Annotated in this window: 19 protein-coding genes; 10 read left to right on the plus strand and 9 right to left on the minus strand. The window is 40.7% G+C overall.

Translation table 11 applies throughout. The annotated features are described in order from the left end of the window. Nucleotides 1–1,143 precede the first annotated feature (1,143 nt). From SJY39_RS01590 to SJY39_RS01610, 5 genes are all read left to right on the plus strand, one after another. Entirely contained in the window at nt 1,144–1,629 is a 486-nt protein-coding gene (locus SJY39_RS01590) for a replication/maintenance protein RepL (protein ID WP_372050022.1), read from the plus strand. A 245-nt stretch (nt 1,630–1,874) separates the two neighbouring features. Next, on the plus strand, nt 1,875–2,834 hold the full coding sequence (locus SJY39_RS01595; RefSeq protein ID WP_372050023.1) for a hypothetical protein: 960 nt from the start codon (nt 1,875–1,877) through the stop codon (nt 2,832–2,834). Nucleotides 2,835–2,849: 15 nt separating this feature from the next. Next, a complete protein-coding gene (locus SJY39_RS01600; RefSeq protein WP_372050024.1) occupies nt 2,850–3,278 on the plus strand; it encodes a hypothetical protein in 429 nt (142 codons plus the stop codon). A gap of 40 nt (nt 3,279–3,318) precedes the next feature. Further along, nucleotides 3,319–4,284: a serine protease gene (locus tag SJY39_RS01605; protein WP_372050025.1), complete on the plus strand. Its 966-nt coding sequence runs from the start codon at nt 3,319–3,321 to the stop codon at nt 4,282–4,284. Nucleotides 4,285–4,367: 83 nt separating this feature from the next. After that, nucleotides 4,368–4,841 (plus strand): hypothetical protein, encoded by a 474-nt coding sequence (locus tag SJY39_RS01610; protein WP_390241122.1) that lies wholly within the window; start codon nt 4,368–4,370, stop codon nt 4,839–4,841. 300 nt (nt 4,842–5,141) lie between these two features. On the opposite strand, the gene SJY39_RS01615 is transcribed toward SJY39_RS01610, so the two are convergent. The 4 genes from SJY39_RS01615 to SJY39_RS01630 are packed head-to-tail and all read right to left on the minus strand — an operon-like array spanning nt 5,142 to nt 7,444. Next, nucleotides 5,142–5,423, minus strand: coding sequence for a hypothetical protein (locus SJY39_RS01615; protein WP_372050027.1), 282 nt, complete (start codon nt 5,421–5,423; stop codon nt 5,142–5,144). A 29-nt stretch (nt 5,424–5,452) separates the two neighbouring features. Continuing rightward, the gene (locus SJY39_RS01620; protein ID WP_390241125.1) at nt 5,453–6,400 is read right to left on the minus strand and encodes a hypothetical protein; all 948 of its coding nucleotides are present in this window, start codon (nt 6,398–6,400) and stop codon (nt 5,453–5,455) included. Continuing rightward, nucleotides 6,390–6,578 (minus strand): hypothetical protein, encoded by a 189-nt coding sequence (locus tag SJY39_RS01625; RefSeq protein ID WP_372050029.1) that lies wholly within the window; start codon nt 6,576–6,578, stop codon nt 6,390–6,392. Before SJY39_RS01625 ends, SJY39_RS01620 begins: the two co-directional genes overlap by 11 nt. Nucleotides 6,579–6,580: 2 nt before the next feature. Beyond that, nucleotides 6,581–7,444 (minus strand): integrase domain-containing protein, encoded by an 864-nt coding sequence (locus SJY39_RS01630; protein ID WP_372050030.1) that lies wholly within the window; start codon nt 7,442–7,444, stop codon nt 6,581–6,583. A gap of 1,368 nt (nt 7,445–8,812) precedes the next feature. Between SJY39_RS01630 and SJY39_RS01635 the strand changes: the two genes are divergently transcribed. From SJY39_RS01635 to SJY39_RS01655, 5 genes are all read left to right on the plus strand, one after another. Further along, a complete protein-coding gene (locus SJY39_RS01635; RefSeq protein WP_372050022.1) occupies nt 8,813–9,298 on the plus strand; it encodes a replication/maintenance protein RepL in 486 nt (161 codons plus the stop codon). 245 nt (nt 9,299–9,543) lie between these two features. Then, nucleotides 9,544–10,503, plus strand: coding sequence for a hypothetical protein (locus tag SJY39_RS01640; protein WP_372050023.1), 960 nt, complete (start codon nt 9,544–9,546; stop codon nt 10,501–10,503). A gap of 15 nt (nt 10,504–10,518) precedes the next feature. Further along, complete coding sequence (locus SJY39_RS01645) at nt 10,519–10,947, plus strand: hypothetical protein (RefSeq protein WP_372050024.1); 429 nt, start codon at nt 10,519–10,521, stop codon at nt 10,945–10,947. 40 nt (nt 10,948–10,987) lie between these two features. Further along, complete coding sequence (locus SJY39_RS01650; RefSeq protein WP_372050025.1) at nt 10,988–11,953, plus strand: serine protease; 966 nt, start codon at nt 10,988–10,990, stop codon at nt 11,951–11,953. 83 nt (nt 11,954–12,036) lie between these two features. After that, on the plus strand, nt 12,037–12,510 hold the full coding sequence (locus tag SJY39_RS01655; protein ID WP_390241122.1) for a hypothetical protein: 474 nt from the start codon (nt 12,037–12,039) through the stop codon (nt 12,508–12,510). A gap of 300 nt (nt 12,511–12,810) precedes the next feature. On the opposite strand, the gene SJY39_RS01660 is transcribed toward SJY39_RS01655, so the two are convergent. The 5 genes from SJY39_RS01660 to SJY39_RS01680 are packed head-to-tail and all read right to left on the minus strand — an operon-like array spanning nt 12,811 to nt 15,114. Continuing rightward, nucleotides 12,811–13,092, minus strand: a complete 282-nt coding sequence (locus tag SJY39_RS01660) for a hypothetical protein (protein ID WP_372050027.1) — start codon at nt 13,090–13,092, stop codon at nt 12,811–12,813. A 29-nt stretch (nt 13,093–13,121) separates the two neighbouring features. After that, entirely contained in the window at nt 13,122–14,069 is a 948-nt protein-coding gene (locus tag SJY39_RS01665; RefSeq protein ID WP_390241125.1) for a hypothetical protein, read from the minus strand. After that, entirely contained in the window at nt 14,059–14,247 is a 189-nt protein-coding gene (locus SJY39_RS01670) for a hypothetical protein (RefSeq protein ID WP_372050029.1), read from the minus strand. Before SJY39_RS01670 ends, SJY39_RS01665 begins: the two co-directional genes overlap by 11 nt. A gap of 2 nt (nt 14,248–14,249) precedes the next feature. After that, nucleotides 14,250–14,777 (minus strand): integrase domain-containing protein, encoded by a 528-nt coding sequence (locus tag SJY39_RS01675; RefSeq protein ID WP_390241128.1) that lies wholly within the window; start codon nt 14,775–14,777, stop codon nt 14,250–14,252. Next, nucleotides 14,740–15,114, minus strand: coding sequence for a phage integrase N-terminal domain-containing protein (locus tag SJY39_RS01680; protein ID WP_390241131.1), 375 nt, complete (start codon nt 15,112–15,114; stop codon nt 14,740–14,742). Before SJY39_RS01680 ends, SJY39_RS01675 begins: the two co-directional genes overlap by 38 nt. Nucleotides 15,115–15,315 lie beyond the last annotated feature (201 nt).

Genomic DNA, 15,315 nt, shown 5'->3' on the forward strand with positions numbered 1-15,315 from the left:
TTCCCCCCCTTAATTTGATTTAAAGAAAGGGGCTTTTGCCCTGGTACTTGCTAACAACTTCCAGTCTAATCTATTGATTTTAAATAAAACTAAAATTTTGAATACTCAATCATCTAGTTTCTTCAATCAAAGTTAGCTTTCTGCAGAAGTCAAAACCGAAGCGTTTGATGTTGAAATAATCGTCTATTGATTTACACATGTAGAGCATACGCAGTACACATAATCGCAAGTTGAAAAGTCCAACTAATACAGATTCTAAATACTCAGAATCTGCAAATCCCATCTAGTTAATTGCTACGCAACCAATTTGACAGTTCTCTAAAAACTCATCTCGTGGTGAGTTTCATCTAACTTCAAGAGCGATAGATTTAATACTTTTGAGAAAAGTAATAAAACAGGAAAGTCTGTAGGCTAACAAACGACCACTTTTGAGTCAATCACTGCTCTGTCACTTTTAAAAATAGCTATCAAACCTAATAAATACGTACTTTTGTACTCTCTGTCACTGCGTACAGTGACAGAGAGTACATTTAACTTTTTCGCATGTTGTTAGTTCAGTTCTGACGCGCTTCGCTTGCCGGCTTGCCATGCTGGACAACTATTGAATCTCGCTAAGGCTCGAATCAAAGTTGACCACAAGCCAACCTTGATTGATCAATCAAGACACTTAGAGGCTTAAATCTGTGTGTCAAAGCGGAGCGTTTTCCGCTAGCGGAAATTGTCCACAAATTTATGACTTTGAGTGTCAGACACAGCAACGCCCAAGCGTTGCCCGTCAGCCAAAACTACTGTATATATATACAGATAATGTTAGTTTTGGTTTTATTGCAAATGTCTTGTTATTTTATCGCTAATATAAGAGAAGAAAGAGCGGGATTCATGTAAGTTGTTGATATTGATAGGGTTATAGGAAATGACGTTAACTGAGGGAGTTATAACCGTTAACTGAGGGAGTTATAACCGTTAACTGAGGGAGTTATAACCGTTAACTGAGGGAGTTATAACCGTTAACTGAGGGAGTTATAACCGTTAACTGTTTTTTTGGTTTGTTTTTTTTGGGATTAATACGATTTATGTTATTGACTCAAGCTGAAAAGATTAATAGGATGTGTGTTAACGATTATTGTGTTGAGAGGTTATTTTTTGAAGAAGACTGTATTTGAAACAAAAGAGTTACTCACTGATTTCACCACTGGAGAAGTATCGTCTGAGAGCGTGAAAACAGTAGTTAGAACATCAAAAGAGCCACCCTACATAAAATTGTACATAGATGATGTGATTCGCCTTTACGGCTTGCCGAAAGGTGAATCAAGAATTCTTTTCGAGTTGGTGAAAAGAATGAATTATCAGGGCGAGATAGTAATTAATGCTGCTGTTAAAAGAGATATAGCTAAAAAGTTAGCTCTTGGTGGAGCTAAGCCAGAGCAGGTTATTTCTAACTCTATGGCAAAGTTAGTTAAAAACGACATTTTGTTTAGAAAAGACACAGGAGTTTACATTACTAATCCGCATGTATTCGCAAAGGGTGACTGGGCAGATATACAAGAACTTAGAGATTCTTATATCGAATTGAAAATAAAATACTCGATGTCAGGGCGTGAAATGAGCACGACCATTATCAATAAATAACAATCGCTGATTGAACGGGGGGCAACCCGAACAACCAGCTACCACAACACACAAAAATTAGAGTTCAATCATGGTTGATAAAAAGCATACATTAAAAACTAAAGAAGCACTTCGTATTTTACTTGTGTGGACGTCTGGCATTCTCTTCGGTGTGAGCATTGGTCTGAATTATAAAGATCTGTCACACGATGATTATTCGAGTCTCTACATATATCCCTCATCATGCACTGATAAAGGGTGCGCTGATGAATAGTGTCTTTAAGCAGCGAGGGGTGGGGTTGGTCGAGTTCATTCTTACGCTCGTACTCAGTCTGATTGTTTTTATAGCAGCCTTACCATTTTATAACGACTACCAAACTGACAAGAAAGCGAAAGCTTACGGTGAGCACATAAGAGGACTGATAGAACGCATTCATCAATATCAGTACTACAAAATCACCGAAGAAGATGTCGATTCGACCAGTAAAGCGAGTTGGCCAGCAACGCTGGATAACCTCATGAACGACTACCCCGAACAATACTGGGGCAGTTGCACGATTGACCAAGAACTCAATGGTGAATGTAAGTTGCCAGATTACGTGCCGTGGAGTCCGTCGCGTCTGAGTACTTACTTTTACACCGACCTTACGCACATACCGGCATTTAACGAGCATTTAGTCATTCGCATTCCTCTTTCTGAACTGGCTTCCGATCCGAAAGAGTGGACACGTTACTCAAATGTGTTGATTGACATTCCAGGAGCAAAACGATCGGGTCATGATATCCATATTACCTTGCGTCAAGCGACGTTAGCACTGATGTACGAAAACATTGTCATGCGCGATGGAAGTGTCACATTGACAGAGGATTGGGATATTGGCGGTGAACACGGTATTACCAATGCGAAAGACTACTTAATTGCAGCCTCTGATGGCAGTCAGATATCTGTATCAAAACGCTTAGTGACAATTGAAGGCGTATCACACGGTGAGACGGTAAGAAAGCCTGCGTGCAGTGAAGGTTTGTCGCCTAATTTAATATTGAGCATTGGAGAAATTAAACTATCAACTGAGCATGCTGAGCTTTCAGAATTTAAAGCTTACATCAAAAGTCAAAATGACAATTATTGGACAGTTGCAATCGATACTACAGCGAAAAACAAGAACACAAAAAGCTTTGAAATCACACACTTTGGTAAAGCCACTGCTTTAGTTCAGTGTTTTTAAAAAAAGGAAAAAGAAATGAAAGAAATGATGGTTATCATCGCTGCGGTCAGCTGCGCACTTAGTTACTCAGCGTTGGCGAAAGTTACACTGGAAGATGGTTACGCTAGTGAGGCGGAGTATTGGGACAGCGTTAAGAAAAACCGCGCTGAATATGAGAAAGATTTGTACACAGGTTTAGAAGTTCCAGAAAATCCAAGTAATTCAGTTAAAGTTGTTGAGTTTTCTACTGGGGCTGAAACTACATCTATCATCACAAAAACTCTAAAGCCAGTTAATGGCTGGGTGTGCTCTTTAAGCGGAGTTAGCGGCTATTACGGCAGAGGTCTAAAAGGCACAGATGCAAAAGTCTATCAATCCAGTGGGTACTGGAAATTAACTTCAGGACGAGCTAGTTGTGGCGGATGCGCTGTTTCAGCTAAAGCGACCTGCTGGGAAGTACAATAGCTCCGCGCACAAGCATGACAACACAAAAAGGAACGTCAGAATGAAAAAAGCACTATTTGCGCTGGGGTTGAGCGCACTATCAAACTCTTCTTTTGCGATCACGAACGGAACAGTTGTTGATTGGCAAAATGATTTTGATGATTATGTCACCGGTAACTGCACCGGCTTAATCGTAGGCGGTAATCAAATTCTAACCGCTGCGCATTGTAGTGCGTTTGAAACTCAAGTTTTCACGCATCGAGATGAATATATAGACGTGAATTCAAAAGTAAATAACCCACTCAATACAGGCGTGGGAATTAATTACGACGTTTCTATACTCAACATTGACATACAATCAACACAAAACATCCATTTTTTCGCTGACTTGAATCAGGCTACGGCTAGCGTAGGCGATGCGGTTCATATCTTCGGTTTTGCTGCTAGCTTTACTGAATTGAAGCGTGGCGACTCGACAATAAGCAGGCCCAGTGATGAAGCATTAAACCGCTTATTTCACGAGCACGCTCTTGGCACATCTCTCACTCAAGGCGGTGACAGCGGTAGCGCGTGGTTTAATTCAAGTGACGAAGTTATTGGTGTACATTTCGGTGGTGACTCAATCACAGATCTATTCTACTCAAAAGACTTTATTCTTGAGACGGTGAACGGTTGGCATTACCCAACCGTGCTCAAAGGCACGGGCACTCAGACTGTTAAAATTCAGTCATTACACCAAAATGGCGTGACTGAGAATGCTCATGCGACAGGCGATGTACAAATCCTTGGCGGTACTTGTCAAACTCAAGCAGTTATCAATGCGTTTGATACGTGTACTTATGAGCTAGAAGTTACAGGCTCGGGGCAGCTTCACTTGAGCAATGACGAAGTGATTGATATTAACCCTGTAACACCCACTCCAGTTCCACCTCCGACAACACCAAGCTCTGGCGGTAGTGGTGGCTCTCTAGGCTTCTTATCTCTATTCGGTTTAGTTTTGTTTGCTCGCTTAAAACACACAAAATGAACCGTTAAATATGGCGTTCTGATTTGATGCGGGAACATCAAATCAGAACTAACTCAAACGCTTTAAATGGACAAAGGTGAGCTATGGATCACTCTACACTATGCGCCCGTGCGCTGCTAGATAGCGCAATTCATAATTGCGACAGTAGGTTTTTTGTTGAGCAGTTCGGCAGGAATATCGAGCAATATAATTTCACTGATTATCACAAGCTACTAAATGACCTTACAGACCGATTACAACAAAAAATAGTAACACGTGACGTCTTGTTTGAAGATGTTCCACCGTCAATTAGGGAATTATTCACTCATGGAGCAACGTTAAATAATGTGCAGTATTTCTATGCGTTACCAACGCGAATATTAAGAACGTATCAACACGCTTGTAAGTGTTATAAGAAATCTTTTCCTAGCAAACCGATCCCGCGTTCATTGCTCAAATATTTAGCCAGCTTGAGCCGAAATGTAGACCAGCTAACGGCAGATATGTTGGTCGAACTTTCTATCGACCATCAAATTACAGTGCCTCTGCTGTTACGTGAGATTGTTGGAGAGCTTTAATGAATAAAGTTCTTTCTCGATGCGTCTGTGCGCTTCTGGATAGACAAACGGCTACAGAGCGAAAGCCCAAAGAGCACGATTTAAAAGACGTATCACTTAGAATAATTAGAGAATTTACAAGACGACAATTAGAAAAGCCGATACTAGAAATTGATTTGAATATTTTAAATCAAGATATGGCTATTCGTATTGTTTTTATATTTTCTATATGGCTGCTTATGTGCCTCGCGATAATTTGCGATCGAAGACGCAGGATAATAAAAAAGGAGCTTTAAGCTCCTTTTTTATTTGACGTACTTTTTATAGCGCAGGGGATAAGTCATTGTTCTCTTCAATACGCAGCATTCTAATATCTGAAACGCAATCTTTAAGCCATGGAAAATTGCGACTCATGCCATTGACAGCCATAACTGTCTTTACTGCATCCACAGTGTCGTCACCAAAATAGACACTGCCTTGCTGTCTAGTAAAGCCATGATTGCCTAGGAATTTTTTTATATCTCCGTAAGCATTCTGGTAATTATTACCCGTGTAATTATCTTCTAAAGCAGCGACACTTAAATCAAAGCTGATAGCATACATATTAATTTTCTCCTGTTATCAATTGTATTTTAACACTTATGATAACCCTTGTGTCTATTCCCATTTTTTAACTTTGCGCGCACCGGTTCTAGTCCAGTTAGAGCTTCAAATTCAGCAATCAATGTTGCTTTATCTGTCTGTGTTACTTCTGCAAATTCAGCGAATGCTGGCAACGCATAGAACGTTGAACCGTCTTCAAACACTTGAATGCTTTCACTAACAGGCAATAAAGACCACTCTAAGAACGCTCTCGCGGCCTCGTAAGTGCCTTTGTTATCTTCAACACCTAATTCACCATCGAGATAAAACTCAGCCTTAGAATCGCTCACAGGAGCTTTAGCAGCGTTAATTACTTCATCATGTGCACAATCTTGCGCTTGAAATCTAGCAGCTTCGGCTGCTGCGTTAATTTCTTCTTTTGTAGCACCCTCAACGTTAGCTGCTTGAGCTGCTAACGCTTGTCTAACGATATCAGCGAAAACATTATCACTATTAAGATTTTTTAGCGTTTCATCAATTATCGAGCATAAGTCTTTATCTGCTGTAATAGCTTTCTGTGGTTCTTCACTAAATAACTGACTCAATTGTAAAAATGACAAACCAGCATAGTGCAGAACGAGAGTAACAAACACACCATAAACCCAAACGATTTCGCGGTGAACTCGGTCTTCTGGTTCACACGCTGGAGGCAATAGAAAGTTACGTCGAATACGTACTGCATATGTTGCAGTCATCAATAGTGCGCCCGTCTTTTCTGGATGTTTTTTATAAAAATCACGAACGACATCAACAACAAACTCTTCCCAGACTTCAAACGGCAAGGCCAAACCAGAGCGTTTTAAGACGCGAATTGCATCTTTAATGCTTTGAGGTAGCTCATCAGAACCTGGTTTGTTTTTAGCTGTATCATTTCTAGTCTTACTCGATTCTTCATCTGAATACAGCCATTCGATGAAACGAGTTAATTTACCCATCATCGTTAGTATCAAATCGTAGACTGAATTGTGAACTACCGTCCGCATCAAAAATAGGAAATACATCAATATTTCCCTTAGGATCTTCAAGAATCGCGTAAATCTTTCTTCCTATAGTTTGATACTCATGGAAAACATATCGATGACCTCTAAACTGACATTTCTTTCCGGTTAATTGCATTCTTAACTCCCAATATATTGAGCGACAACATCAACACGACTGTGCCCTAATTCTTCTGAAACTTTCAGTCGAACAACAAAATCTTCTTCGCGTTGCTCTTTTGTCAGCTCTGCGCGAGTCAAACCGCCTTTGACGCTACATTCACGACTTGATAACTCTTCATAACGAGCTTGAGCGTAAGCATGGCGTAGACCGTGACACTTTCCTAAACCGACACTTTTTACAGCATTGTCGTACTTATCGCGCATCTCTTTGTACGACATGTGCTTATGTATTAATGAGCCTGTCGGATATTTAGCATTCAATTCAGCGAGTAGTTCACGTTGCGAATCTTTCAGAATTGGAATACTGCGTTCTCGGCCACCTTTACACCAGCTCGACTGGAGTGTTACGTAATTATCATCACGCGCTGCTAATTCAGGCTTAAACTTCAATGCCTCTTCACGTCTTAATCCAAACTGCTCTTGAAGTCGAAGTGCATCACGAATGTGTTCATCTGCAATATTCTGCTCCCGTCCGTCCAATTTCATTGCTTTGTTCTCCTGCGTTACAAATACGCGCTTCTCGATATTTAGCTGCTCATTTGTGAGGACAATCGTTGGTTTCTCTATCTTTTGAGCTAACCAACGTAAATGCGAAACGCGATTCTTAATCGTGCTCGTTGCAAGTCCTTCGGACTGCCAACGACCAACAAGATAATTGATGTGTTTTTGTTTAAGTTGCTGCGGCTTTTCTAAACGATTATAACCACCATCTTTAAGCTGTTGAGCACTCAGTAAAAGAGTCTGCCCGCGACTTTTTTGAGTCTCAAAAGAGCCGTCTTTGTTGTGCATCATCACGCCTTTAAGCTGATACTTGAGACTCATAAATAAACCTTAAAATGACATTTAAAACAAACGGTTAACGCGATAATGCCGCAAATTTGGTTGTTGCCAAATTGCCACGCTTAAGCGTGAAAGGCTAATTCTGTCATCGAGGCACTAAACCCCACCGGAACGCTGTCTGTTGACTAGCACGCGCCGGTTATATAGCCCGATAGGCTAACGAACGTTGGATAAAATCCTCCAGTACAGTATGTGCAAGGGGGACTTTCCCCCCCCTTAATTTGATTTAAAGAAAGGGGCTTTTGCCCTGGTACTTGCTAACAACTTCCAGTCTAATCTATTGATTTTAAATAAAACTAAAATTTTGAATACTCAATCATCTAGTTTCTTCAATCAAAGTTAGCTTTCTGCAGAAGTCAAAACCGAAGCGTTTGATGTTGAAATAATCGTCTATTGATTTACACATGTAGAGCATACGCAGTACACATAATCGCAAGTTGAAAAGTCCAACTAATACAGATTCTAAATACTCAGAATCTGCAAATCCCATCTAGTTAATTGCTACGCAACCAATTTGACAGTTCTCTAAAAACTCATCTCGTGGTGAGTTTCATCTAACTTCAAGAGCGATAGATTTAATACTTTTGAGAAAAGTAATAAAACAGGAAAGTCTGTAGGCTAACAAACGACCACTTTTGAGTCAATCACTGCTCTGTCACTTTTAAAAATAGCTATCAAACCTAATAAATACGTACTTTTGTACTCTCTGTCACTGCGTACAGTGACAGAGAGTACATTTAACTTTTTCGCATGTTGTTAGTTCAGTTCTGACGCGCTTCGCTTGCCGGCTTGCCATGCTGGACAACTATTGAATCTCGCTAAGGCTCGAATCAAAGTTGACCACAAGCCAACCTTGATTGATCAATCAAGACACTTAGAGGCTTAAATCTGTGTGTCAAAGCGGAGCGTTTTCCGCTAGCGGAAATTGTCCACAAATTTATGACTTTGAGTGTCAGACACAGCAACGCCCAAGCGTTGCCCGTCAGCCAAAACTACTGTATATATATACAGATAATGTTAGTTTTGGTTTTATTGCAAATGTCTTGTTATTTTATCGCTAATATAAGAGAAGAAAGAGCGGGATTCATGTAAGTTGTTGATATTGATAGGGTTATAGGAAATGACGTTAACTGAGGGAGTTATAACCGTTAACTGAGGGAGTTATAACCGTTAACTGAGGGAGTTATAACCGTTAACTGAGGGAGTTATAACCGTTAACTGAGGGAGTTATAACCGTTAACTGTTTTTTTGGTTTGTTTTTTTTGGGATTAATACGATTTATGTTATTGACTCAAGCTGAAAAGATTAATAGGATGTGTGTTAACGATTATTGTGTTGAGAGGTTATTTTTTGAAGAAGACTGTATTTGAAACAAAAGAGTTACTCACTGATTTCACCACTGGAGAAGTATCGTCTGAGAGCGTGAAAACAGTAGTTAGAACATCAAAAGAGCCACCCTACATAAAATTGTACATAGATGATGTGATTCGCCTTTACGGCTTGCCGAAAGGTGAATCAAGAATTCTTTTCGAGTTGGTGAAAAGAATGAATTATCAGGGCGAGATAGTAATTAATGCTGCTGTTAAAAGAGATATAGCTAAAAAGTTAGCTCTTGGTGGAGCTAAGCCAGAGCAGGTTATTTCTAACTCTATGGCAAAGTTAGTTAAAAACGACATTTTGTTTAGAAAAGACACAGGAGTTTACATTACTAATCCGCATGTATTCGCAAAGGGTGACTGGGCAGATATACAAGAACTTAGAGATTCTTATATCGAATTGAAAATAAAATACTCGATGTCAGGGCGTGAAATGAGCACGACCATTATCAATAAATAACAATCGCTGATTGAACGGGGGGCAACCCGAACAACCAGCTACCACAACACACAAAAATTAGAGTTCAATCATGGTTGATAAAAAGCATACATTAAAAACTAAAGAAGCACTTCGTATTTTACTTGTGTGGACGTCTGGCATTCTCTTCGGTGTGAGCATTGGTCTGAATTATAAAGATCTGTCACACGATGATTATTCGAGTCTCTACATATATCCCTCATCATGCACTGATAAAGGGTGCGCTGATGAATAGTGTCTTTAAGCAGCGAGGGGTGGGGTTGGTCGAGTTCATTCTTACGCTCGTACTCAGTCTGATTGTTTTTATAGCAGCCTTACCATTTTATAACGACTACCAAACTGACAAGAAAGCGAAAGCTTACGGTGAGCACATAAGAGGACTGATAGAACGCATTCATCAATATCAGTACTACAAAATCACCGAAGAAGATGTCGATTCGACCAGTAAAGCGAGTTGGCCAGCAACGCTGGATAACCTCATGAACGACTACCCCGAACAATACTGGGGCAGTTGCACGATTGACCAAGAACTCAATGGTGAATGTAAGTTGCCAGATTACGTGCCGTGGAGTCCGTCGCGTCTGAGTACTTACTTTTACACCGACCTTACGCACATACCGGCATTTAACGAGCATTTAGTCATTCGCATTCCTCTTTCTGAACTGGCTTCCGATCCGAAAGAGTGGACACGTTACTCAAATGTGTTGATTGACATTCCAGGAGCAAAACGATCGGGTCATGATATCCATATTACCTTGCGTCAAGCGACGTTAGCACTGATGTACGAAAACATTGTCATGCGCGATGGAAGTGTCACATTGACAGAGGATTGGGATATTGGCGGTGAACACGGTATTACCAATGCGAAAGACTACTTAATTGCAGCCTCTGATGGCAGTCAGATATCTGTATCAAAACGCTTAGTGACAATTGAAGGCGTATCACACGGTGAGACGGTAAGAAAGCCTGCGTGCAGTGAAGGTTTGTCGCCTAATTTAATATTGAGCATTGGAGAAATTAAACTATCAACTGAGCATGCTGAGCTTTCAGAATTTAAAGCTTACATCAAAAGTCAAAATGACAATTATTGGACAGTTGCAATCGATACTACAGCGAAAAACAAGAACACAAAAAGCTTTGAAATCACACACTTTGGTAAAGCCACTGCTTTAGTTCAGTGTTTTTAAAAAAAGGAAAAAGAAATGAAAGAAATGATGGTTATCATCGCTGCGGTCAGCTGCGCACTTAGTTACTCAGCGTTGGCGAAAGTTACACTGGAAGATGGTTACGCTAGTGAGGCGGAGTATTGGGACAGCGTTAAGAAAAACCGCGCTGAATATGAGAAAGATTTGTACACAGGTTTAGAAGTTCCAGAAAATCCAAGTAATTCAGTTAAAGTTGTTGAGTTTTCTACTGGGGCTGAAACTACATCTATCATCACAAAAACTCTAAAGCCAGTTAATGGCTGGGTGTGCTCTTTAAGCGGAGTTAGCGGCTATTACGGCAGAGGTCTAAAAGGCACAGATGCAAAAGTCTATCAATCCAGTGGGTACTGGAAATTAACTTCAGGACGAGCTAGTTGTGGCGGATGCGCTGTTTCAGCTAAAGCGACCTGCTGGGAAGTACAATAGCTCCGCGCACAAGCATGACAACACAAAAAGGAACGTCAGAATGAAAAAAGCACTATTTGCGCTGGGGTTGAGCGCACTATCAAACTCTTCTTTTGCGATCACGAACGGAACAGTTGTTGATTGGCAAAATGATTTTGATGATTATGTCACCGGTAACTGCACCGGCTTAATCGTAGGCGGTAATCAAATTCTAACCGCTGCGCATTGTAGTGCGTTTGAAACTCAAGTTTTCACGCATCGAGATGAATATATAGACGTGAATTCAAAAGTAAATAACCCACTCAATACAGGCGTGGGAATTAATTACGACGTTTCTATACTCAACATTGACATACAATCAACACAAAACATCCATTTTTTCGCTGACTTGAATCAGGCTACGGCTAGCGTAGGCGATGCGGTTCATATCTTCGGTTTTGCTGCTAGCTTTACTGAATTGAAGCGTGGCGACTCGACAATAAGCAGGCCCAGTGATGAAGCATTAAACCGCTTATTTCACGAGCACGCTCTTGGCACATCTCTCACTCAAGGCGGTGACAGCGGTAGCGCGTGGTTTAATTCAAGTGACGAAGTTATTGGTGTACATTTCGGTGGTGACTCAATCACAGATCTATTCTACTCAAAAGACTTTATTCTTGAGACGGTGAACGGTTGGCATTACCCAACCGTGCTCAAAGGCACGGGCACTCAGACTGTTAAAATTCAGTCATTACACCAAAATGGCGTGACTGAGAATGCTCATGCGACAGGCGATGTACAAATCCTTGGCGGTACTTGTCAAACTCAAGCAGTTATCAATGCGTTTGATACGTGTACTTATGAGCTAGAAGTTACAGGCTCGGGGCAGCTTCACTTGAGCAATGACGAAGTGATTGATATTAACCCTGTAACACCCACTCCAGTTCCACCTCCGACAACACCAAGCTCTGGCGGTAGTGGTGGCTCTCTAGGCTTCTTATCTCTATTCGGTTTAGTTTTGTTTGCTCGCTTAAAACACACAAAATGAACCGTTAAATATGGCGTTCTGATTTGATGCGGGAACATCAAATCAGAACTAACTCAAACGCTTTAAATGGACAAAGGTGAGCTATGGATCACTCTACACTATGCGCCCGTGCGCTGCTAGATAGCGCAATTCATAATTGCGACAGTAGGTTTTTTGTTGAGCAGTTCGGCAGGAATATCGAGCAATATAATTTCACTGATTATCACAAGCTACTAAATGACCTTACAGACCGATTACAACAAAAAATAGTAACACGTGACGTCTTGTTTGAAGATGTTCCACCGTCAATTAGGGAATTATTCACTCATGGAGCAACGTTAAATAATGTGCAGTATTTCTATGCGTTACCAACGCGAATATTAAGAACGTATCAACACGCTTGTAAGTGTTATAAGAAATCTTTTCCTAGCAAACCGATCCCGCGTTCATTGCTCAAATATTTAGCCAGCTTGAGCCGAAATGTAGACCAGCTAACGGCAGATATGTTGGTCGAACTTTCTATCGACCATCAAATTACAGTGCCTCTGCTGTTACGTGAGATTGTTGGAGAGCTTTAATGAATAAAGTTCTTTCTCGATGCGTCTGTGCGCTTCTGGATAGACAAACGGCTACAGAGCGAAAGCCCAAAGAGCACGATTTAAAAGACGTATCACTTAGAATAATTAGAGAATTTACAAGACGACAATTAGAAAAGCCGATACTAGAAATTGATTTGAATATTTTAAATCAAGATATGGCTATTCGTATTGTTTTTATATTTTCTATATGGCTGCTTATGTGCCTCGCGATAATTTGCGATTGAAGACGCAGGATAATAAAAAAGGAGCTTTAAGCTCCTTTTTTATTTGACGTACTTTTTATAGCGCAGGGGATAAGTCATTGTTCTCTTCAATACGCAGCATTCTAATATCTGAAACGCAATCTTTAAGCCATGGAAAATTGCGACTCATGCCATTGACAGCCATAACTGTCTTTACTGCATCCACAGTGTCGTCACCAAAATAGACACTGCCTTGCTGTCTAGTAAAGCCATGATTGCCTAGGAATTTTTTTATATCTCCGTAAGCATTCTGGTAATTATTACCCGTGTAATTATCTTCTAAAGCAGCGACACTTAAATCAAAGCTGATAGCATACATATTAATTTTCTCCTGTTATCAATTGTATTTTAACACTTATGATAACCCTTGTGTCTATTCCCATTTTTTAACTTTGCGCGCACCGGTTCTAGTCCAGTTAGAGCTTCAAATTCAGCAATCAATGTTGCTTTATCTGTCTGTGTTACTTCTGCAAATTCAGCGAATGCTGGCAACGCATAGAACGTTGAACCGTCTTCAAACACTTGAATGCTTTCACTAACAGGCAATAAAGACCACTCTAAGAACGCTCTCGCGGCCTCGTAAGTGCCTTTGTTATCTTCAACACCTAATTCACCATCGAGATAAAACTCAGCCTTAGAATCGCTCACAGGAGCTTTAGCAGCGTTAATTACTTCATCATGTGCACAATCTTGCGCTTGAAATCTAGCAGCTTCGGCTGCTGCGTTAATTTCTTCTTTTGTAGCACCCTCAACGTTAGCTGCTTGAGCTGCTAACGCTTGTCTAACGATATCAGCGAAAACATTATCACTATTAAGATTTTTTAGCGTTTCATCAATTATCGAGCATAAGTCTTTATCTGCTGTAATAGCTTTCTGTGGTTCTTCACTAAATAACTGACTCAATTGTAAAAATGACAAACCAGCATAGTGCAGAACGAGAGTAACAAACACACCATAAACCCAAACGATTTCGCGGTGAACTCGGTCTTCTGGTTCACACGCTGGAGGCAATAGAAAGTTACGTCGAATACGTACTGCATATGTTGCAGTCATCAATAGTGCGCCCGTCTTTTCTGGATGTTTTTTATAAAAATCACGAACGACATCAACAACAAACTCTTCCCAGACTTCAAACGGCAAGGCCAAACCAGAGCGTTTTAAGACGCGAATTGCATCTTTAATGCTTTGAGGTAGCTCATCAGAACCTGGTTTGTTTTTAGCTGTATCATTTCTAGTCTTACTCGATTCTTCATCTGAATACAGCCATTCGATGAAACGAGTTAATTTACCCATCATCGTTAGTATCAAATCGTAGACTGAATTGTGAACTACCGTCCGCATCAAAAATAGGAAATACATCAATATTTCCCTTAGGATCTTCAAGAATCGCGTAAATCTTTCTTCCTATAGTTTGATACTCATGGAAAACATATCGATGACCTCTAAACTGACATTTCTTTCCGGTTAATTGCATTCTTAACTCCCAATATATTGAGCGACAACATCAACACGACTGTGCCCTAATTCTTCTGAAACTTTCAGTCGAACAACAAAATCTTCTTCGCGTTGCTCTTTTGTCAGCTCTGCGCGAGTCAAACCGCCTTTGACGCTACATTCACGACTTGATAACTCTTCATAACGAGCTTGAGCGTAAGCATGGCGTAGACCGTGACACTTTCCTAAACCGACACTTTTTACAGCATTGTCGTACTTATCGCGCATCTCTTTGTACGACATGTGCTTATGTATTAATGAGCCTGTCGGATATTTAGCATTCAATTCAGCGAGTAGTTCACGTTGCGAATCTTTCAGAATTGGAATACTGCGTTCTCGGCCACCTTTACACCAGCTCGACTGGAGTGTTACGTAATTATCATCACGCGCTGCTAATTCAGGCTTAAACTTCAATGCCTCTTCACGTCTTAATCCAAACTGCTCTTGAAGTCGAAGTGCATCACGAATGTGTTCATCTGCAATATTCTGCTCCCGTCCGTCCAATTTCATTGCTCTTGTTCTCCTGCGTTACAAATACGCGCTTCTCGATATTTAGCTGCTCATTTGTGAGGACAATCGTTGGTTTCTCTATCTTTTGAGCTAACCAACGTAAATGCGAAACGCGATTCTTAATCGTGCTCGTTGCAAGTCCTTCGGACTGCCAACGACCAACAAGATAATTGATGTGTTTTTGTTTAAGTTGCTGCGGCTTTTCTAAACGATTATAACCACCATCTTTAAGCTGTTGAGCACTCAGTAAAAGAGTCTGCCCGCGACTTTTTTGAGTCTCAAAAGAGCCGTCTTTGTTGTGCATCATCACGCCTTTAAGCTGATACTTGAGACTCATAAATAAACCTTAAAATGACATTTAAAACAAACGGTTAACGCGATAATGCCGCAAATTTGGTTGTTGCCAAATTGCCACGCTTAAGCGTGAAAGGCTAATTCTGTCATCGAGGCACTAAACCCCACCGGAACGCTGTCTGTTGACTAGCACGCGCCGGTTATATAGCCCGATAGGCTAACGAACGTTGGATAAAATCCTCCA

The organism is Vibrio sp. R78045, assembly GCF_042466085.1.
GTDB classification, from domain to species: domain Bacteria; phylum Pseudomonadota; class Gammaproteobacteria; order Enterobacterales; family Vibrionaceae; genus Vibrio; species Vibrio cyclitrophicus.